At 47.0% G+C, this 22,233-nt stretch carries 15 protein-coding genes; 5 read left to right on the plus strand and 10 right to left on the minus strand.

The window, feature by feature from the left end; all coding sequences use genetic code 11:
• Positions 1–151 precede the first annotated feature (151 nt).
• The 5 genes from ACKFKH_RS23870 (at position 152) to ACKFKH_RS23890 (ending at position 4,039) form a co-directional block, all read left to right on the plus strand.
• Positions 152–556 carry a hypothetical protein gene (locus ACKFKH_RS23870; protein ID WP_446860866.1) on the plus strand — a complete coding sequence of 135 codons (405 nt, stop codon included), beginning with the start codon at positions 152–154 and terminating at the stop codon, positions 554–556.
• Positions 557–589: 33 nt separating this feature from the next.
• Positions 590–1,039, plus strand: a complete 450-nt coding sequence (locus ACKFKH_RS23875; RefSeq protein WP_446860867.1) for a hypothetical protein — start codon at positions 590–592, stop codon at positions 1,037–1,039.
• Between the two features lie 134 nt (positions 1,040–1,173).
• Entirely contained in the window at positions 1,174–1,536 is a 363-nt protein-coding gene (locus ACKFKH_RS23880) for a hypothetical protein (protein WP_446860868.1), read from the plus strand.
• 250 nt (positions 1,537–1,786) lie between these two features.
• Positions 1,787–2,743: a hypothetical protein gene (locus ACKFKH_RS23885; RefSeq protein ID WP_446860869.1), complete on the plus strand. Its 957-nt coding sequence runs from the start codon at positions 1,787–1,789 to the stop codon at positions 2,741–2,743.
• 117 nt (positions 2,744–2,860) lie between these two features.
• A complete protein-coding gene (locus ACKFKH_RS23890; protein ID WP_446860870.1) occupies positions 2,861–4,039 on the plus strand; it encodes a hypothetical protein in 1,179 nt (392 codons plus the stop codon).
• A gap of 12 nt (positions 4,040–4,051) precedes the next feature.
• On the opposite strand, the gene ACKFKH_RS23895 is transcribed toward ACKFKH_RS23890, so the two are convergent.
• From ACKFKH_RS23895 to ACKFKH_RS23940, 10 genes are all read right to left on the minus strand, one after another.
• Entirely contained in the window at positions 4,052–6,628 is a 2,577-nt protein-coding gene (locus ACKFKH_RS23895; protein WP_446860871.1) for a CHAT domain-containing protein, read from the minus strand.
• 232 nt (positions 6,629–6,860) lie between these two features.
• On the minus strand, positions 6,861–7,406 hold the full coding sequence (locus ACKFKH_RS23900) for a hypothetical protein (protein WP_446860872.1): 546 nt from the start codon (positions 7,404–7,406) through the stop codon (positions 6,861–6,863).
• Between the two features lie 54 nt (positions 7,407–7,460).
• Positions 7,461–7,724, minus strand: coding sequence for a hypothetical protein (locus tag ACKFKH_RS23905; RefSeq protein WP_430679826.1), 264 nt, complete (start codon positions 7,722–7,724; stop codon positions 7,461–7,463).
• Positions 7,725–7,797: 73 nt separating this feature from the next.
• Complete coding sequence (locus ACKFKH_RS23910) at positions 7,798–8,346, minus strand: hypothetical protein (protein WP_446860873.1); 549 nt, start codon at positions 8,344–8,346, stop codon at positions 7,798–7,800.
• Between the two features lie 4 nt (positions 8,347–8,350).
• Positions 8,351–8,866, minus strand: coding sequence for a hypothetical protein (locus tag ACKFKH_RS23915; RefSeq protein ID WP_446860874.1), 516 nt, complete (start codon positions 8,864–8,866; stop codon positions 8,351–8,353).
• Positions 8,867–8,881: 15 nt separating this feature from the next.
• Positions 8,882–11,206, minus strand: a complete 2,325-nt coding sequence (locus ACKFKH_RS23920; protein ID WP_446860875.1) for a M23 family metallopeptidase — start codon at positions 11,204–11,206, stop codon at positions 8,882–8,884.
• 88 nt (positions 11,207–11,294) lie between these two features.
• Positions 11,295–18,953 (minus strand): strawberry notch C-terminal domain-containing protein, encoded by a 7,659-nt coding sequence (locus ACKFKH_RS23925; protein ID WP_446860876.1) that lies wholly within the window; start codon positions 18,951–18,953, stop codon positions 11,295–11,297.
• A gap of 13 nt (positions 18,954–18,966) precedes the next feature.
• The gene (locus ACKFKH_RS23930) at positions 18,967–20,643 is read right to left on the minus strand and encodes a hypothetical protein (RefSeq protein ID WP_446860877.1); all 1,677 of its coding nucleotides are present in this window, start codon (positions 20,641–20,643) and stop codon (positions 18,967–18,969) included.
• Position 20,644: 1 nt separating this feature from the next.
• Positions 20,645–21,121: a hypothetical protein gene (locus tag ACKFKH_RS23935; RefSeq protein WP_446860878.1), complete on the minus strand. Its 477-nt coding sequence runs from the start codon at positions 21,119–21,121 to the stop codon at positions 20,645–20,647.
• A gap of 12 nt (positions 21,122–21,133) precedes the next feature.
• Complete coding sequence (locus tag ACKFKH_RS23940; protein ID WP_446860879.1) at positions 21,134–22,231, minus strand: hypothetical protein; 1,098 nt, start codon at positions 22,229–22,231, stop codon at positions 21,134–21,136.
• Positions 22,232–22,233 lie beyond the last annotated feature (2 nt).

Genomic DNA, 22,233 nt, shown 5'->3' on the forward strand with positions numbered 1-22,233 from the left:
CCACTAGAATCCGCGTACAGAGCTAAGGTCGAAGCGATCGCAAGTCATTCTCCAAAAAATTCTTCCAAAATTCTTGCGTAACTCGTAGAACAGCAGTCGATAAGTCAATGTCCGAACAAAATTCATCACTACAACGTTAGAGGACTCAACTATGATTCACCAAAATCAATCTCCATCAACCTTACTCAAAAAAGGCATTAGCATTCTTGGCTTACTTCTCACTTCAGCGTCTCTATCGAGCTACTTGCCCGCTGCATTGCTTCTGAGTGCTTCCACAGTGACGATCGCACAAGTCGCAAAAGCAGAAGAAAGTGCGCCTGTTACCCTGATTCAGGCTTTTGGTTGGGACGCTACCGAAGCAGCATACAAGGTTCTCATTCAAAGCAACAGCGGAAGGCAGTACTACGTATGGTACTACGATCTCATCGGAGCGCGAGTCGGTTCAGTCATTCAACTTACCTATACTGGCTCTGGTTCTAGCATGTACATGAACAAATTGATCAACCCTGGAAACGGGAAAGAATCAACTGTTAAGCGGTATCACCGAGTCAATTAATCTCGTCATTCATCAATTCACAGAGGTTTAGCAATGTACGTCTTTTTCTACACCACGATCATTTTTGGTTTAGCTTACTTCCACGTTTTGACACAAGCAGAACACCTGCTCACAAATGTGCTTGTCTTTGGTGGAGCCTACTTGGGATTCATTGTTGTCCGATTCATTCTGCTCAAAGCAATGATGCCTGCTCCTGCACCACTTCCCCCTGCTCCTAATCCAAGTGTCGCAGGAAGCGTTGTCGGTAGTATCGCCGATTTGTTTTTTGGAACAGGAGGACTGGGCACAGCTTTTGGAGGCGGATGGGATGAAGCAGAAAATGCAGCGCGAGCAGAAGGCTATCTTGGTAGTGTACAACAGTGGACTGAGCGGTATGAGAACGAGGTTGTCGCGCCGCGTCTAGGAGCAGCCCTAATTGGAATTTTCTTAGCTTTCTTTTCCACACTTGGATGTGCGTACTCTGTGGGCGTTCGGCTTTGGTAAGCGCAGCTGAATGGATAGTGCGATCGCAGTTCCCCGATAGTGTTCAGACTGCACAAATACCCCAGTTAACTCTACGATCGACCACTCGTTTGTCCTGATCCGTAACACGATTCTTAATTTCAGGAGATTAAATCATGATTCAGAGATTGAAAACTGCCATGCTCAGTTGTCTTACAGTTGGCTCCTTCGCGATCGCTTTGCCCTCCCCTAGTCATGCTGCCACCCTAGCTTCGACACCCTCAAAAGAAGTTTTGATTGCTCAACTGCCTGATAGAGTTTGTGCAGGGATTCAGACCAATGTTTTTTCAACTCCTGCAATCTATACGTTTGAAGGTGGCATTCCTTGGCCGAAGTACTTAACTGCGCCCCAGAGTGGTGTTCTGCTCGACGGTCCAAAGAACGCAGGATCGATAGTTGGCATGGCTTACTTAGTTCAACTGGATAGTGGGCTTCGAGGTTGGATTCCAGTCAATTTTGTCAGACAAGGAGAATGCTAGGGGGTTAATTAAAACCTCAAACCACCCGGCAGATCTGCTTTACTTGCCGGGTTAGTGACTCGGCAATACGCCCCTTGCATCCAAAAAAACTACGCTCTTTAGATTGGTGGATTTCAGGTCAGGGTGTATGTGCTAGAAAATCGCTCGTATTTTGCGTAACGCTCACCTTAGCTTCCGATAAGTCACTAGCAACAGTTCTTACACGATCAATCCTAGTCATTCAATTCATGCAAAGACACACGAGGAACCTATGAGTTTACAGAACACCACGATTATGATGCTTGGCACCACTGCTTCTGGCAAAACTTGCTACATGGCAGGAATGCACGCTCATATGTCTATTAATGGCAGCAATGGATTCTTGATTACAGCCACAGACAATAAGCAAAGAAAAGCCTTGGAAAGCGACTGGATTCAGATTGTTGAAGGTCAAGGTGAAGAACGCTGGCCCGTTGGAAGTATTGAGACCCTGGAGTATCAGTTCAACTATAGCCATGCGTTACAAACATTCACCCAGTTTAGTTGGATGGATTATCGAGGTGGCGCGTTAGATGATGATAGTAGTGCGGCGGATCGTCAACAGCTAGTTACACGAATTGCTAAATCGGATTGTCTCTTTCTCTGTCTTTCTGCTGAATACTTGGTCAAAGGTTACAATGCAGCCGCAGCCTTGAAAGCTAAAGTGGGAGCCATCAACCAGTTGATTATCGAATTAGATCAAGTCAAAAAGCCAACTCGCGAGAATCCATTTCCTGTGGCGATCGTGATCACCAAAGCTGATCTATTATCAAGTTCTAATGAACAAAGCCCTGAGTCTATTTCTAAAAATGCTGCCAAATTCTTTCACCCTTTGTTTGTAGCAGACTCTCCCTGGCTTGTCTCGATCATTCCAGTTTCACTTGGACAAAACATTGCCAATGATCCTGATAATGCTGATGTTGATCCAATCAACATCCATCTTCCTGTAACGTTCGCGGTGCTCTGTAAGCTATATCAGTCGCGACATAGTAATTCTTCCTCAGCCAAAGGCATCTGGAGGCGGCTCTTGTCAAACGGCACTGAGCAGCAAGATCTGGGCAAGAAAATTAGGCTGCTGGATCAGGAACTGACAGAGGCTGATGTATCAGTTATGCTCGGAGGACAGCGAATTTCGAGTATTTTAGGATTGGCGGAAAACCAGATGCAGGCTACTGATAAGTTGCGCTAAAACACTACCGTAGTTTAGATGTTTTAGGGGTTTTCAGAATTCCTAAAACATCTACAACATCGAAGTTCAAGACTGTTTGAGCCTTCACTAAACCTAGACTAAAGTAACGAGGTACTGATGCTAGATTTTTCTTGGTCTGCCTTAATCTATACACGCACCTATCGAGTTGACTACCGCTACATCATCCAACCACCTGACTTCGGTGATGACCAAATCATGTGGTTAGAGAGCCATCTCGCTGAAATATTCAATGTCACTAAACGCCAGTTCGGTAATCATCCTCCCAAAGAACTGCTGTATCGCTTCATGTTAAGCAGTGAGCAACACTGGGTCATTGGTATTTTTTGCGATGTACCAAGCTTACTGGATGAACAGGAGCGTCAGGCACTGGCAGACAAATTCTTGAGTAACGCCATTTCTCAAAAGCGTGACTTGTCCCCTGATGAAGTTAATCGCCAGCGTGACTTATCTCGCGATGAGGCTAAACGCCGCATTCCATATATGCATCTGGCTTATGTGATCCACAAAGAAGAAGGAAAGCAGCTACCTCTTTTTAATTTCGACATTAGCATCTTCAAGCCTTTGTATGAGTATGTTGCAAAAACATGGTTGTTTCCCGTTCAAAAACCCCCGGAAGTGCTTGACTACCAATCGGATAATGAATCTTTTCAGAGGCTGTTTGCTCAAGAGGATGGGCTGTCAGATTTGTCCGACCTGAACGTGAATGCTGAACTCTTAGGACTTTATCCTAACGATGATTCATATTCCAAATCGCTGTGGTATGCGTTTTCTCGCTGTAGTGCGCCCACTTCTTTACTCATCAGTGAATTTGATGATGAATCACTGAGAAATGGGCGATTTATGAATTTAGCATTACCGAATATCCCTGCACCGAAACTGATTAGACGTAGCGATTCAGCAGAAATTCCAGAGGGGCAAGCACTTGCCAATCCTCCTGAATCACCTCAGAATATGGTCGATGCAGTCAAGAATTGGTGGATGATGAATTTGGGTGGTAGTGATGGAAGAGAAATCTTGAAAAAGCTGGGAGAGTTGGAGCAACGAGTCAAGGGGTTAGAAACCAATCAACTGTTGCAGAAATTTACAGAACTAGAGCAACGAATCAGCCAATTGGAGGAGGCTATTCTCCAGAATGGGCTGAACTCTGAAAGTACTGAGGATAGCAATTCGAGTATTTCTTTTACATCCGCAACTCTTGAGCAGCTTTCGCAAAAGTACCAGGAATTGAATCAACGAGTCAACAAATTAGAAGCTGAGAATTCAGTTAAAAACTAGGATGGGTAACTTTTACAGCCAGTTGCCAACGAGAATAAACGGTGCCCAATACAAGGGTTGAGCAAAATTCGGATATTGCTTCAGTAACTTGAGTTGGGCACGTCGTAATGCTTCTGCTTTCGAGACTTGTCCCGTCTTCAGTTCTCGATAAAATTCTCCGATCAGAACCGCCGTCGAGGAATCTTGTACTTTCCATAACGAAGCGATCGTACTTTGCGCTCCCGCTTTAATAGCAACTCCTGCAAGTCCGAGAGTCGCTCGATTGTCTCCCGCAGCAGTCTCACAAGCACTCAATACTAAAAGATCGATCGCAGTTCGCTGAGTTTGGGCACGATCGCGAATGAGTTGATCAAACGCTCTCACATTGATTTTGTTATCATTCGCTAGCAAAAAGGTGTCTTCTGCTTGAGAGCTAAACTGTCCATGTGTTGCCATGTGAATGACATTATAAGGAGCCTCTTTCACTTTTTCGCTAAATGTTACGGTTGTGAAATTCTGATTCTTGAGTTCAGTCACCGGAATTCCGGCTTGTCGAATAGCATCTATCTCTGCTGGAATATTAGGTAACGCACTAAATGTATTTGCAAATTGTCCTGAAGGTTGTGCAAGACCCGCCGCTAACACTCGTAGAGGCGATTTGGAGATTGGTTTCGGCGACTGTAAACTTAAACCCAGATTCGTCGCGATCGCATATCCCTGCTCAATCAAATATTGCTCTCCATTGTAGAGAACCGACATTGGGACGTTCCGAAATGCACCATCTAGAACAAACACTAATGTCGTTACTTTTCCTTTGAATTCCTGCTCAAAAGGTGCGACTAACCAACTGTAAACTTCTTGAGAAAGCCTTTTGATATCACTGGTTCGATCTGGGTCAGGCAGAAAATCTTGTAGCGATTTGAGGACTTGTTCAACCTGCTGCTGCTTTTTCGCAATTCTGTACTGCTTCAACGTTTTTTGCTGCGGAGCTTTCACAAGCACCTGCAACTCGTTTTCCAAAATGATTGGGTAGATAATGGCAGTTGTTGGATTATCTCGATCGACAACCTCATCAATAAGAACATTCGTTGTGTTGAGACAAGCTTCTCTAAAAAAGTTATCGAGTTCTGCGACTTGTAATGCTTCAATCAAGTTTCTCGCTCGTTCTAAATTCTTTCCTGTTTCATCTTGATTCTGACGCTTCAGTAAGAGTTCAACCAGCCTACGATAGGTAGGTTCAACGTTCTCTTTGAATGAAAACTGGAGATCTCGATTCACATCGACTAAATCCTTGCGAAGCTCGTCTAACATATTGATCGCGATCGTATAAGCGGAGATTGCTTCTCGATCCTTGCCTTGCTGAACCAATGCTAATCCAAGTTGTGAGTACCATCGGTATCCAATATCATTCGCATTTGCATTCTCAATGAGTGCGATCGCCCTTCTTGTTACCTTTTCGGCTGATGCCCATTGTTGTTGCTGTTGATAAAGTATCCCCAGCGATCCCAAAGCATAAGATTCAGAACGCCGATCTTTCAATGTTTGTGCCTGCTGAATCACTTCGACAAGAACTCGCGCCGCTTCATCATAAGCATTTAACTTTGCTAGACTTTGAGCGAAGTTGATCTGAGCATTGCACTTCGTTCGACTTGAGGGGAGTGACAATAAATTGTGTTGAATTGAAGCAACCAGATTGTCTGCTTCAGGTTTCTGCTGGTTTTCAATTCGTAGGCTCAACAAATTGAGTTGTCCTTGAATAGACATTAAAGGTAAGGAAGACTGAGCAACTTTTTCATAAGCCGCGATCGCGGTTTGAATGTCCTTCTTGAGCCGTGCAACGTTGCCAAGACTTAATTGTGTTGCCGTAATCTGCTTGTCAGATTTCAAGGCTATGGCAACCTTCAAACTCTCCTGTAAAATGCGCTCTGCATTGGCTAAATCAGCAGATCGCGCAAGTGCATTTCCCAAAGATCGAAGTGCGATCACTTTTGTAATTGAATCAGGTTGACGATCCAGCGTCTGCTGCAATTCCTGTAGGATCGTTTGTGCCCGACGATAAAAGCCTAATACTCGTAACGCATAGCATTGATTCAACCGCGATCGTATAACCCCAGCAGAATCATTGATTTGAATATAGACCTTCTCACTCTGTTCCCAAGTCGACAGTGCAGATTCGGTTTGCCCCTGAACGAGTTGCAATTGTCCCTGAACCTCTAAAGTCTGTGCTAGAACAGACGAAGGACGATTCTGAAGTAATCGCAAACTTTCTGCGATCGCTTGATTGGCAGCATTCCACTGTCCCAATTGCTGATGGCTCAATGCTAGATTGCTTAAACTCATTGCCTGCTTGAGCGAATCACCTTGTTGGCGGTAAGCTGAAATCGCTCGTTGAAGTAGTGCAATTGCATCTGTATATTGTCCCGTTTCATACCGTTGTTTGCTCTGCTCAACTAGAGTTTCGGAGATTGGAACCTCAGCATTAACTTGTAGTAAAAATGGATGCGTTACTACACATAAGAATGCTACGGTAAATCCAAAGAAAAGAACGAAACAGTTTCTTGTTAAAGTGGATCGTAAATGACGGAAAAATGGAAACACTTCTCTTGTCATATTCGTTTTCTTCTAGCGAGACGAGTGGTATTCCTTAATTCAAGTCGTGCAGTTGCTCAACTGAATCCCTAACTCTGGACATACAGATTGATGACCAACGAGAGTCTTATTTCTACCAGCAGTGTATCATGATAATTCTCCTGAGCAAGGTCTACAAGGGTTGTCAACTGCTTGGACAGGAACTTGCAACGCGCTTGAATATCTGACTGGGCTTCACCAAGCCAGTAGTGTTCTATCCTAACTCCCAGCCTCTCTCAGGTTCATGCTGGAATTGCTTGATCTGCATTTGTTCATAAGCGATCGCACATCGCTCCATCAAATGCCCATACTGCTCTGGGTCAAAAGTTGACTGCACCTGCCCGTCTCGGCTGATCGCAACGACTTCTTCAGAAGGTTCTTTTGGCATAACCAGAAGCCAGCCATCCTCAATCCGAAAATTGTAATCCTGTTCACCTTCAAGTTCCTGGGTTCCAGTTTGCTCGAAGTGATTCCAGAGTTGTTCGATTACGATCGCAGCTTCAGGGGTTAAGGTTGGAGATTGCTGTACTTCATCTCTAAGAGCGATCGCGCTATAAATCTCAGGCAAGCCATTCAACGCCTCATCAAGATCGCCATCATACTCAAAAAGATAGCCATCTTGATCTGGCAGGCTAAAGTAAATGCTTCCCTCAGTTGCTGCTGACAGTTCGTTATGAAGCAGCATGGTGTGTTGTCCATGTTCTAAACGAGTCAGATCAGGGGATTCTGGGAAGGTTTCAGCAAAAGGCTCTTGTTGCATATTCCGTATTTTGTGAAAGAACGAATGCTCTAAAGAATTTAAATGATGCCTGCTTTACTTGGCTTTTTTCGTCGATTTCTTCTGATTACTCAACAGAGTGGATTGGTAAACCTCGATCGCTCGCCAATGAGCAGCGGGATCATGACGATTATGGAACCAGTCTTGAATCAGTTCCAAATTGTACCGAACACATCGGCTATTGATCCGCACCCAATGAATTCCTTCGATCCATTCTCCTTGAAGTCGATATTTCTTCAGGGTTTCGCCGCTCAAACTGAGCGTTTTGGTAGCTTGCTGTTTATCAACAAATTGAACCATTCTCAGGGTCTCGCGTAGTAGAAAATAAAAAATTGATAGATGGTATAGTTTTGCAGTTAGTTTGCGATAGCTGCTACCTCGCCTTCTCTCCAACTGGCGCAAAATTCCCACCGTTGAAGCACAATGTTTGAGTTGGATTTATCTTTCCTGTTCTTGGGCTATACGTGGTTAATTGAAAGCAAGGAACTCTGTTCACTACTTGTGAAATCGGCTTGATTACAGGTGGTTTTCCTTGCACCTGAAAATCATTAATCAGCCCGTTGAACACCTGCTTAAAGCCACTGTTGTGTGGAATATAGCCAAGAAATAGACAGCCTCCAACCCCACAAGTTGGAGTTCGTTTCTGATTTCCACTTGCAGAAACTCTCGTGTTGACTAGGTATAGAGGCAGCGATCCTGATTGTTGCAGCTTAAGCATTCGCATTTGCCCAATGTCCACAGTCGTATTGGAAGGAATATGAGGCGTATAGTCTTGCTGTAACTGTTGCAATAGTTTTGGTGGCGCAATTCGAGAGGCGGGTTGCCAACTTGACTCACCGGAGAAACTGGGAGCAATTTGCCAGATGAGAACACCGGATAGTGTGACTAGGATTGCTCCATAAACCAATCGTTTGATCGACATTCTTTTACTCCGTTACGTGAACTGTTGTCGGAATCGAAAATCCAAACTGTCTCAGCGCCCAGACATCTTCTGGATAGAACACACCGTTGGATGCTGCTGCTTGGTTCACTTGCTGCTGTAACTTTAGTCTGCCAAACCGTTTAATTTCGTGCTGGTAGCGTCCTAATGCTAGTTTTCGTGCCATCTCCTGACCAATTACACTCGTTAGCGATACAGTATCTCCAGGAGCATTGAAAAACTCTTGGGTACATCGATTTCCATTCGTCGAGATGACTAAATCAATGCCATTTCCAGAGGCTGGGGATGCACTCAGTAAATAGTAGATTTTGCTTTGTGATCGCGTTTGGGCGATCAGTTCTGAGCGCACGATCGAGGGGCGAGTTTGGGTTGGTAAACAACTTTTGATCACATCAGGAATTTTAGAGGTCTGCGCCTGAACCAGTTGAACTGATCCCAACAGCGTCATCAGTAACACGATGCTGCTGATTCCAAAGCGAATCGGACGAATGCGTTGAGGCATAGTTTTCTCCTGAAATTACAATCTGAGATACTTTCTGGGGTCTACTTCATGACCACTGTAAACATCACCGGGAGTTGCGCCTTCGATCACCGTAAAATGAAGGTGAGAACCTGTTCCCACGCCTGAATGACCGCTCTCGGTGATAATTTGTCCTTGAGATACCGTGTCTCCGACTTTGACCCAGAGTTGAGAATTGTGTGCGTACAGCGTCATCAGCCCATTGCCGTGATCAACGACAACCGTATTGCCGTACCCTTGCATCCAACCGGAGTAGATAATCTTGCCACCATCTGCCGCCTTCACGAGTGTTCCATCGGGTACGCCGAAATCGAGTCCCAAGTGATAGGCACTGCAAGCGGCACAAGGTCGCGATCGCGCACCAAACTCGCTGGTCACGGGCGCATTAGAAACCGGGCTGCTCAACTTCCCGGTAGATTTTCCGCCGCCTTTCTCGTTGATAGAGCAGGATTTTGCGCCGGATCGCTTCAGAGCTTTCTGGTAATTGCTAACCAGAATCTGCCCGTACTCACTGATCGTTGGTCCTCCAGTGTAATCCCTGCCACCGGAATGACTGCATTCACCGGAATACCACATCTCTCCCAAGCAGGCGATGAGTTCATTCCCAGATTTTCCTCGGCTCTGAAGGTACTTGATGTTTTGAGTCTCGGCATTGACAAATAATGAGTCTTGCACCGAAGTCGGAAAGTACTGCAACAATTCAGCCGAACTGGGTTCGTGTCCCGCCGCAAGTCGCCCGTAGAAGGCACTGCCTCCAGGTTGCCGCAAAATTGCCTGTTTGACATCCTCGCGGTAAGTCATGAACTGATAGCGTCCGAGTCCACGCCCGCAGTTTCCATCTCCATCACAGCCCCATTGTCCGACACTCTCGTAATTTCCTTCAATGCCACTGGTTGCATCTGCCAAAGCTTTGAAATCGACTCCACCAGGACCAGAACCACATAACCCAGACCCATCTAAATTTGCTTCGGGTGAATTCTCCCCTTTGATTTGATCAATCTGTTGCTGTACCTCTGGGGGAAGTTCAGTTCCGGGCGGTAACTCATCCATGCCTCCGTTGCCGTCTGATAAACCGACAAACACGAAGCCTTTTTCCTGGGTCGAAAGCCAGGGAACGGAACCAATGAAATAGGGCGTACAGCCAAGATCGACAAATGCCTTTTTGATGCAAACACGAAAATATAGCCCAAATCTACCTGTTCCTGTCGCTTCATCGGTATCTGTCAGAACGACTTTGAAAGCTTTGCCGAATGCGAGTCTACCTGTTGGCTCCATCCCGTCGTTGAGCCGTCCCAAAATGCCATGACCTCCGGGAACCATTTGCTCACCTGCTTCTTTTCCGCCTCGAATCCATCTCGCTCCATGTAACTGACCCGGATCGCTCAATGCTCCTGAGCCAGAATAGCCTGGTGAATTGAGTTCGATGTAGTCACAGCCTTTTGCCTGAGCGCAGTTGTAGTGAAATCCAACTCTGTCACTTCCGGTGATCGAAAACTTCGTTGGAGTGTGGGTAGACTCCTTGTGCCACCGCTCCCCACCATACGTCACATCATGAATTGCAACAGTTCCAAGCATCTCAAAAGGATTAATCGGAAACTGGGAGAAGGCAACTTGCGATAAACCTGGTACGCCGTTGATCAATGCTGTTTGCCACGCTTTGAAGTTGGAAAGCGGTACTTGATCCAAGCCTGGAATTTGGCTGAAGCTATAGCGATCGAGCGATAGTTCACTCAGCGGCAGTTGCCTCAGTACGTCGTGAGATGCGATCGCAGAAAGTGAAGTAGCCCCCCAATCATTCAGATTCAGATCTTTGAGCGCAAGATGGGCAAGGTTTTGATTGACCAGATCTGACAGCGGTTTGACTTGTCCAAGCTGAAAATTCTCCAGCATTGGCACGGCATCCACGAGCGTTGCGATCGTCTGCTGTCCAATCAGCGGAAAGTTGCTGAGACTGAGATCGCCCAGGTTTAACCGACCCAACTGAGCAACATTGTCTAGACTGAAGGCTTGAAGTCCAAAGGTATCTTGTATATCGCCTAACATGAGAACATCTCCAATCGAAGCCCCTGCTTGCCAACTTCGAGACGGGTCGTAACCTAATTGCTCGATCGTCTGACTTGGAACTTGAACTGCTCCAGCCTGCTCAATTGCAGGCAAAGAAGAAAAAGTGGTTTGACTCAAATCAGGTATGGGCGCACTGTTGTAGAGCGTTGTTGGAAAGTAACTCTCCGCCGCATTGGATCGCTGCGGAAAGATGACGGCTCCAACAACGACTAGAACAACAGTCAGAACTATTAGTGTGAGAAATCTAAACCAACGCATCGCTTGTTTGAGAAGCTGAATGCTGTAAGGTTAGGGATTCGATCTGACACAAATAAGGCAGACAATTGATAAATTCTGACAATCTGCCTCAGCGATCGCGACCAATCATTTCGGTCTGCTTTGCCCTCTGCTGAATCTGTTCGACGAATTTCCCAAACCGTTGAGCATCCGCAGAAGTTAGTTGCGTCATTGAGGAAATTTCACCGTGTTCCAGTTTGAGAATGATGCCGTGCCCTGATCTCAACACCGATTCTGGTAGGATTTGCTGGTCGGCTGCTTGAGGCTTCTTCCCACGTTCTGGAGCGAGAGCGTAAAGCGATGAGTCCTGCGCGTACAACAAATAAGTTTTGCCTGGAAATACCGTTCCTGCTGCTAGCGGTTGCCCAAGCTCTGAAAGAATAAATCGCGCCTGTTCTGCGATCGAGTGCGCTTGCTTTTCCCAAGTCGCCATATCCTTTGCCATCATCTGCAAATCTCGCTCAGAAAGTGACTGTCCCCCAACAAAGGCTTTCCCTACCAACTCAATTTGCTTCAAGTGTTGATCGGAGCGCCCGATGTCACGCGCTTTGCGATACCAATTGCGTAGGTCTTTCAGAGAGGATTGTTGCTGAGGCGGACTCAAAGGATGAGGCTCCTGGGATTGCTCTCGTTTGCTCTGAGCAATTTCTTGTGTTTGAGCCGGGGTTTGGCTGGTCTGAAATTTCACCTCATTCAGATATTTGTCAGTTTCGCGGAAATCGATTAGATTCGTTTCTCGAATCCCTTGCGTCGCTTCAGGCTGGATAATGCCGTTGATACTGAGGATCTCCATCGGTTCACTTTCCTTACTCACGACCAGAAAGTGACCGTTAACTGAGCTATAGCTGAGATCATAGCCGTTCCCGATCGCAGTCCAAGATTCCCCACTTTCATCCAGTTTCACAACGCCCATCGTTTCCGCGTAAGCATAGGCACGTTGAGCAATCAAGACAATTTCCTGCCCCCATTCTGAGGTAATCGAATCCTGCATTGCCTGCAATTCTTGGCTTGTTAGAGTGCGAGAATTATTTGCCGCATTGACTTCAAGCCCAAGCTGGACAATTTCTTGCCGTTTCTCGATCGCGGCTAATTGGTAGCACGTCCAGAGCGCTGCCGCAATCTCTGATCGAGAATCTTCTTGCTCCTTACCAAGAAGCTGATCATTCCAGTCTTTTCCGACTGTTGGCGTTTCTCGCTCTAGCACTAGCACTACATCAGAAAACTGCTGGGCAATCTGCCATGATAGATGCTCACCTTGACGATCGCGATCATGAGCTAAAACGATTTCCCCATCTCGATCGATGACTTGGCGAAGTGCCTCAACTGGAATCGCGCCCTGACCGTCGGTGGATAGAAAGATAGTAGTGCTTGTCGATTCGTTCAGCGCAGAGTAAGAGATAGCATCGATCGCAGATTCTGTGATTACGACTCGATTAATTTGCCCTTCACCTTGCTGGAACCAGAAATAGCCGTTCTCACGGGCTGTTCCAGGTGTCAAACCTTTGAAGATTTCCCCAGTTGCAGCATTTGGAATGGTTCCTCGTAGGTTGGCTCCGATCGCTTCACCGCGTTCAAAGTTCTCAGCGAGTTGATGCCGAAAAACCATCACATTTTGGCGAGAATCAGCCGCGAGTAATCCTTCAGCGTGTAGTCTATCGACTTGATCCCCAGGCAGCCTGCGCTCATTTACCAGATAATTTCGGACTGCCTCCCACTTGGTTTCATCTCGAATGTTGCACTTCGGTCGTTTCTCTTGGGCGGGAGTTTGAACGTTAGTCGAAGGACGTTCATTTGCTAGCTTCTCGACCGCTTCTTGGAATGAGCAGTTCTGAATGTGCATCGTAAAGTCGATCGCGCCAATTCCACCTTTGCCCACATAATGGTCAAAAAACTTGTTGTCATTGATGCTGATGCAGAAACTTTGCGATCGCCATTTTGCTTTGTCCGAACGGTCTTGTTCGAGTCCAAACTGTACTGCTAAATCTAGCAAGGCAAAATCTCGAACGCTGTCTGCTAAAGTTTTCCAGGATGAATTAGTTACCATTTCAATAGGAAGATCTACAGAAGTTATCGATTGAGTTGTTTCGAGTGCTTGGTGCTGCTTGGGTTGTTCCGATGTTGCCCAAGTCGGATCAGATAAGGATGTAGCGGCTGTGGACTCATATTGAGCTAGAGCAAAGAGTTCTGATTGTTCTAATTCTTCTTCAGGTAGCTGTGAAGTCATGGTCGGCGGGATGATTCTGGCTGCTTGGGCAAATCCTTGATCGAGGATGTTTTGAGAGAATAGCTTGGCAAAGCTGCGATCGCACCCTCGACGCTCTCCACCACGCAATGGGTCTTGTACGGCTGTTTCTTCAAGCTGAAGCGTTTGGTTCTCGCGAATGCGAAAGACCATCTCCGTATCAATGAAGGTGTCTCCGTTTTGTTCAAGGTAATGCGTCAGGTAAAGCTGATTGCCATGCCGCTCAATCACAAGCGGAATGTAGGGTTCGTGTTCAATTCTCAGGTGATAGTCTTCTGCACTTACTACGGCTGTCCATAAACCTGCTTCATGTAGAAACTTCGTCACATTCTTTTCGGCGCTGCCTGTTGGCTGGTTTGTAGTATTGCTAGTAGTCTGCTGTCGAGTTTCTTCCACCTGCATCGGTTCAAATACTTCCGAAGCTGTTTCAGTTAGCAGCACTTGTGGGACTGGCTTCTCTGCCACAGATTCATCACTGACTACTTCAAGTTCTGGTAGCCTCACACCCAAGAACTCACGCGCTTTATCCTTGAAATCAAATGCTGCTAGAGTCTGTTCCTGCTCTTTCATCAGAATAGTCAGGACACGATCGATATTTTCACCAGGAACGATCAGTTCCATGCGATCGCTAATCGAGTAGAACTCATTTCCCGCAGCCGCAATAAGGGATTGATCAAGCGAGAAACGATCGCCGATCGCACTCTTAGACGTTTGCAGCACAAAACCCGCCGCAGTGCTTCCAAGTCGAGCAGATGCTTGACTTTTAATCGTAAGTACCTCGTCCAAGGTTTTGACCGACCCTTGATAATCCGTCAGTTCGGTCATGAATGCTTTCACCTGATGCGGTTGGGAAAAGGGGACGGGTTGTTCGCGTAGCGATTCTTGAATATCGAAGCTGGCAGGCATCACCAGTCCTTGCCGTACATTGCCTTGCTGGTCGGTATAGTTTAGAAACTTCCCGGTCGGATATTTCTCATACGCTTTTAGCAAGTTGCCCTGAAAAATCTGCCGCTCGGTGCGGTTTGCGGTCTGCCTCAGATCGAAAGCTTCGTAAATGTCTTGACCATCCCAGTTCTTATCTTGAGCAGAGATCGTAATTAGCGATTCCGTTTTTCCTCGATTGAAGCGGGTCAGAGGAATCGTGAGCATTCGAGCTTGGTTATCGGTCAGAATTTGTGCCTTCCAGTTTGATAGTGCGGTTGGACTGCCGTTGTGCCCCTTCTGCCAGATTCGGGCAACTACGCCATAGGTCACGTTACCTTCGGGCGAGACGACTCGAACGAGCTGACCGGATGGAAATTGGCGTAGGATATCGCGAATGTGGGTGAATTGGGTGTTGAGTCGTTCGGTCAGTTTATTTTTGCTGTAGGTGTCGAGTTTGCTTGGTAAAAGCTGAGTTCGATAGTCCCGCGTGGCTTGTCGAAGTTTCGCGATCGTAAACTGCACCTCATCCTTTGCCGATCGCTCTACCTTGTCAAAATCGTGGTCAGCAGCTTGCTTGACCGCTTCTAGCCCCAAATGCTCCCGCACCAGGTTAATCACTTCGAGTTGGTTGAAAGGTTTGACCGGAATTTTGGCATCTACCACATCGAGGTAAACCGAACCCGTAAATTCGTTCCGAACTGTACCTTGATCGGGAATGACCTCCATTCGCCCAATGGTACGGGCATCCAAGTCAAGCTGCTGTGCTTCTAACACGCTCTCGCCCATCGCCTGCTTTTGAGCGACTAGATCGAGTGTTTCTGATTCAAGCAACGCATAGAGATCTTCTTGCTCTTTTACAGATAGCAAGGGAATGCGTCCGGTGATGCGACTTATTGCCTCAATATCCGAATCGCCTTGTAGATTATTCCTCGGATACGCTAACTTTGCTTCGAGTTCTGGATTGTCATCGAGAATTTCGTGAATTACCTCTTCACCATAGGGGGTGAGAAAGTCTACAACATTTGCGATCGACAAAGCAGAATCGCGATCGGCGGTCGTATTCGCATTGAGTGTTGCCATTTTGTGAGACAGCAACGCCCCTAATCGCTTCTCGGCTGGAATATCGCTCATCAGCAAAGTGATTTCCGGCTCGGACACCTGCCCAAACCGATTCACTCGCCCCAACATTTGCATCACTTGATTGATGTCGCGTTCTGCCTGCGCCATGATCAGATGTCGCTGCCTTTGGTCAGCAAACTTCTCTGAAGCATGGAGATTGATGCCCGTTGCCCCAGCGCGATTGAGAATCAAGACATCCAGCCGACCCGCGTTGAACTGCTCAACGATTTCAACCCGCGCTTGAGGTTTGGTTTCATGAGCAGAGCGACGAGCGTAGCCTTGTTCTCCGGTCGCAGTGTAGTCGATGATGTTGTGCCGTCCGGTAATTTCATCCACTCGAAGCCCCGCCTGCGTCAATCGCCACTTGATATAGTCGATCGAGCTGAGCGGAATTGTTGAGAGGTCGGTCGTATCAATGGCTTCTCTAGCAGTGTCATAAGCTGCTAATGCCGCATCGGTTAGCTCTTCATCGGTCATACGTCGCCGAGTCATGTTGCCTTCGTGGTCTTTGATGGTGACATCGCGCGATCGCTCCAGATAGCGACTCAACACATCACCAAACGAAATATTGATCGCATCCCCTGGCTCAAGTCCGCTGTCTTCCGCATACTGACCAATGAAGGCATCCATTGTATTAGCAACAGCAATCACAGGCTTTTGCCCGCGTTCGATGGCTGCAATCGCTTCTTGAACCGCTGCCTCTGCTTTTTGGCAAAGTAAGCCTTGATCGATCGCATTATTCATCAGCGAAGTGAAGTTTGTCGATCGTGCCCCTGCCTGCCCAATAGAACTATCCTCGCTAGCAGCTTTCGCTTCTTTCTTGAGTTCTTTGCTCAGCTTGGCAACGGCTTTCTCTTTCGCAAGGTCAAACTGGCTGATTGCCCGCATGATCGTAGAAATGTTATCGGCTACCTCCCGATCGACTGGAACCACCTTGGCTTGAAACGCAACATCTTCAAACGATCGCTCTCTCCGCAGCATTTGACCCGATGCGACGAATTTAGTTGCCATCATCTGCTGAAGCGGAACACCGCCAGCTTTGAGCGTTCGCTGAAGCGATTCAATGCTAGCGACTGCTTCTGCTGCATCCGAGCGACGTGCATACAAATCCATCACGGCTGGATCTTTGATTGCTGTCGCACTTGCGAATACGGCTCCAGCACTGAGATCGATCAATTCTCTGGCAAATTCTGCTCGATTGGGTGCAGCACTGTTGCTTGTCCAACCTTTCTCTCCAGTGCTTCCACCCGCTTCGTGCGCCTCGTCGAAGATAAAGATCGCATTCGGCGCAATCTCGCGGAGAAAGTCTCGTCGGAAGGGTTCTTTACCGCTATCGATCGTTTGAAGTTGGCTATAAGTTGTGAAAATCGCATTGTACGCACCGATGCCCTGCTGCATGATGCGCTGCATCTCTGCTTCTTGTTGGGCAGGATTACCTGTTCTCAATTGACTGCCATTGGGCAAAGCAAGTCGAAGATTGTTATCGGTTGCAAAGATGTTGACTCCAGACTTGCCAATGTCCCGCAGGTCAGCCAGCATCGAAACGTAGAGCGTTGATTTCTGAGTGATGAAAATGGAAATGTATCCTTGATTGATCGCATCAACAATTTGACTCGCGCAAAATCGCCCTTTACCGTTTCCAGTTTGATCGCCATTAAGAAATACTTTGTCTCGATCGCGTTGCCAAAATGCCAAAGCATTTGCATCAATTTGCTCGGCATAAAGGTGCTCCCACAGTTTCTCCTTGGAGTCATAGCTCATGCGCTGTCGGACATATTCATCTACATTACCGACTGCGCGTTCTAACTTATCAAGGGCAGTTTGAGCCGCCGTTGCCATGTTGGAAGGAATGAGAGTGCCAGGTGATTTACCTTGGCTACGAGGCAAATAAGCAACATTCAACGGAGCATCCGGTGTAGCTGGATGCTCAACTTCTGGATTCGCCATAGTTTGAGTCTCTTGTGTGAGATAGGAAGTTACTTGGACATTCCGTAAGTCAACTGAGATAGCCAGTTCTCCAGCGTAATTTCGTTGTGTTCCTGCATCCACGACTCTTGAGTCTCTGGAGAAGCGATCGGAGTTGGGAACATCAGTCCATTGATCAGTTGAAATTTGGTTGCTAGCGTGTCGTTGCGATCCACGAAGGTTTCTGCCCATTCCTGCGTCCACCACCAAATCGGCTCTAGTTCCCTCGTCTGAGTGTCTTCGTACAGAGTTGGAGGTTCTTGCATCGATAGCACTCTGAGCGCTTGGCTGAGTCGTCGATGCGTTTGGATCTGATTCTCGCCACTCTCTTCCAACCAGCGATCGAGCATCCACTGAATTCTGAGCATCATCAAGCGTTGATAATCGCGCCACGTCAATTCCTGGATCTCGATTGGGAGCCTGACCAGAAATAACGATTGATCTCCCGTTTCTTGAGGCTTCCAGATCGCCGGAAAATGGTTGTAGTCCTTGGTGCTGAATGAGTTCATTGGGTAATCGCTCCTTGAGTACATCAAATGATTTGTAGATGACCGGAACATCTGCCGCAGGTAAGTCTCGTTGTGACTGTCCTCGCCCCTCGATTAAAATGATATCGATCGGGAATCCTGCTCCTTGTTTGCGGTACAGATTGCCCCAGATTGAAAAATGCTGAGTGACGTTGTAGTGCTGATAGAGGGCGAAAAAGAAGCCTCGGCTCTCAATGCTGTTGTAGCGATTTGATCTCAGGTCTTCATCGTCACCCAGCTTTCCACCCAGAATCAAAACGGCTCGACCCTTATCCTTGATTGCTTCCAAGGCTTTGAATGCGATCGCGTGATCCACCTGGCGCGTTCCCCGCCGATTGCCCGGAAGCTCAAATCGTCGAATCTTACCGTTTCCATCCTGGACGGGACCAAACGGCGGATTACAAATCATGACATCAACTTGCTCTTTCGGGCGGTAGGTAATGGCATTCTGTTGGGTGAGTTGGGCATAGCCTCGGTGCTGCAATTCAGCGAAACGCTCCGGGTTCAATTCATTGGCGATCGCTCTAGCTGGATTGACCCCGATCAACAGTGCCCCATTCCCTGCTGTAGGTTCGTAGACAGTGGTTTCTGGAGTAATGCCTGCTAGGGTCGAAGCAAGATAAGCGATCGAGATAGGCGTACTGTAGGCTTGCTGAAGAACTGAGGTCGAAGAACGAACGCCTAATGTCGGTTGTCGATTCAGTAGCTCAACTAAGCGATCGTAAGCTTGATGAGTCGTCGTACATTGCTGAATCAGCAGCGGTGCAACTCGCACAACTGCTGATTCCATTGCCTCATCTACTACTTTTGTCAGGGGACTACCAGGAAAAATGGATTGCCCCAAAATTGCTTCAGCCTGCTTTCGTGCCTGATTAATCCGGTCATAGTTTTCTCCTTCCAATAGGGAACTGTGGAACGCTCTAATCAGAGCTTCCTTGTGTTCTGCGGACATAAGCCAGTTTTAGTTAACCAATCCCTACTTGACGTTGTTCGGATAGATTGGGCTGTTGTTGCTCGATCGTTTTGATTGCCTGAGCAAATCGCCCAAAATCCTGTTGCTCTAACCTGGATTTCACCTGATCACCCTGTTGTTGATAAATCGTTCCGCGCCCATCTTTTGTTGTGATAGTAAGTGAGTCTTGATTGATTTGAATTCGATAATGCTTGCCGTTGTAATCGTTTGTTTCATTAAACTCCGCTACCATCCGAGCAGCAGACCCGAAAGCAGCACTCTTTTCAGCGTGTCGTGCCTCAGCAATCTGGCTACCACGCACACTCTCAATATCCTGACGCGCCTGATCGATCGCTTGATACTGTTCGTGAGAAATTCCAGCCTCAGCTTTTGAGAGAATCGTGATTCTTGGCTCACCAAACAGCAATTTTTCTGCTTTGAAGCGCAGTAATTCCTGATCAGTTACTGCGTCTCTCAGCATGAAGTTATTTCGCCCCTGAAGCTCTACCTTAAAGCCGTTGAGTTCGTAGCGATGCTCTTGGGTTCGAGCAAAACCCTGCTCAAATAGTTCATAGGTAGTTCTCGCGGCTCGATGTTCACGAATTGCTTCTGGGCGTGAGGCTAACCATTGCCCCACTCGTTCTATACCGTGTCCGGCTGTTTCGATCGCTTTTTCTGCTCTGTCCTGCAATGCTTGTGCGGTTTGCTTCTGAAAAGCCTTAAACTGGTCACTTTCCAAGCCTTGTTTGACAGTCTGGAAAGCAGTCTTCGCTCCTTCCACCACGATTTTTTGAGTAGTTTTGAACTGATCGCTGCTCAAATTCTGTTGAATTGCTTGAGTAGCCTGCTTGCTCAAATCCTCAAATAAGTTCTGAAAGAAGGCTTTACTGTTCGACTCCTGAAGTTGGACAATCTGCTGTTTTGCCACCTCTAAAGCATTCGTGTGATGAGACTCAGAGGCTTCTGACACCTGAGAGTTAGTTTGCCACATAAAGCGAGGCATATCTTCTAAGAGAACTTTCTGCTCTTCCCAAACACCCTCGCCATTTCTTGCCCATCCTTCAAACGCTTGAACGTCTTCTGATGTCACTCCTTGAGATGGCTGGATTTGCCCATCCACAATTTGAACCAAAACATTTTCATCTTTAGAAACAGTGAGCGTATCGCGATCGAGATGCAGTTTGTAAGAGCCAATCTCAGCTATGGTTGTAGTAGGCTTTTCCTGCCATAGCGGATTCAGCAATCCTTCTGCTGCCTGAGCAACTCTCCTCGCTGCCATTACAATATCGCTGCTAGAAAGCTCAGCTTGCACTGAGTTGGACGGATTAGATTCCAGAGCAACCTTTTGAGAAAGCTCTTGTTCATGGCATAACGTATTGATCGAAATAGTTCCGTCTCGCTCCTGCCGAAATAGCGTTTCCCCTTTGTTGATGACTTCCAGCATGGGCTTTCGCCCACTGTAGGAAGACAAATCAACTCTATCTACAGCAGGCTTTTCCAATGCAGATAGAATTAATTCTGCTCGATCTTGGTTGACTTCGTTGCGCTGCTCTCCAGAAGCTAGTTCACCTAAAATGATGCGACCATTCTTGCCATATTGAATGCGGATGTCCAAGTCAAGCGGATCTATACCTTGCCGAGATGAGATCGCATCTAGAACTCGCTGGGAGTAGGTTTGATGTTGGTTCATTTCACACCTGCTTCAATCGTCCAAGCACCTGATCCAACTGCGCGATCGCAACTACACGATTAACAACGACCTCATCGTTGATTACAAATAGCGCCATCTGATTATCAAACCGAACTTCCATAAATGGAGAATGTTCAGGAGATGGATTTGGATAAGAGATTTGACCTTTTTGGTAACGCATACAGAGAATATCATCGTAGAAAATTTCAATCATTGAGGGGGTGTAACCTGGAGGAAAGCAAGCTTTAGCCCGTTCTTCGGCTAGTTCGTCGATCAGTTCTGAGTGTTTGGATAGGACTGTGATCGCGTGAAATGACAACCCCCACTGCGAAAGAAGTGAAACTGGATTCGAGGTTGCACCAAAAATGCGCTCCAGGTTCGCTTCAAGATCTGGATCTTTCTCTCGCATCACTAAAGGCGTGTCTTCAGCGTCATAGCCTGCTTGAAGTTCTTGCCAGTTTGGAAAACTCCTATTCATCACTGTGCCTCTCTAACGAGTTAATTCAATGTCGCGATCGCTAATCTGCTCAGTTGTACGAATACTCTCATACGCAGCAGCAAATCTGACCATTAGATGTTCAATTCGCTCTGAAGAAATAGATACTGCCTGATCACCCTGTACTGTTATGACTTCTACTGGATTGTCTCTGGGGATGAAGAGAATGCGATCGCCATCTGCCTCAATGTTGTAATCGCACTTGCCAGTTAGTTCCTGCTCCCCACTCTGCTCGAAATAATCGTGTAGTTGAGTTACGATCGTCCTAGCCTCTGGCGTGAGTGGATGCTCTGACCGATACTCTGCATCTGCTTCTACTTCGTCTTCGGTCGGCTCGACAACTGCTCGAATTGCTGTGCCCCATTTAATAGCTCCATACTGATCCCGCTCTACTCGAATCGACGGTGCTTGATGCAGCACTTCATTATGAACTGTACTCAGATCGCCTAATTGTTGCCCGATCAATAATTCAACCTCGCCAACTGGACGCAGTTCCGTCGTCGGCTGGCTTGGTTTTAATTCACCGATCTCGGTTGTCATCTCAGTATCGCGGTTCTGCTGAGTCTCACGAGCACTTTGAACAGCTTCTAAAGAGTCAGAAGGTAGCAGAGCATTGACGATTACCTGCCCTTTTTCTTGGTGAAAGCATTGCACCCCGTCTACTTCAATGTCAATCACATCCTCATTTTCTGTCGCTGGCGGTAATGCTGGAGGCGAAATTGCTCCTGCCAAAGCCGCAAGTCGCTGCGGGGACAATTGCTCCAAGCTTTGTTGAAGTTCAGGAAGAGGAACTGCCATGTAAAGGCTATTCAGTTGTAGTCGTACTTCTGGTGTTAGCTCTGGATATGCTCTACCACCTTCCAACCATTCTGGATTGCGATACGGGAGTGCCTCAACTTCTGGAATAATTTCTGCATCTATCACAAGCCGCTCCTCTGGTTCAAGTTCAGCAGTTGTTTGAATCGGCTCCTGCAATTTCTCGGATGGTTCGGGGGAGCTAATTTTAGATAAGAACCGAATAATCGCCTCAAGAATCGTATTGACGTCATGTTGCACCTTCTCTGCGCTATGAGGTTGAACAGGAAAAGCCATAA

The sequence above is a fragment of the Phormidesmis sp. 146-20 genome (assembly GCF_052939475.1).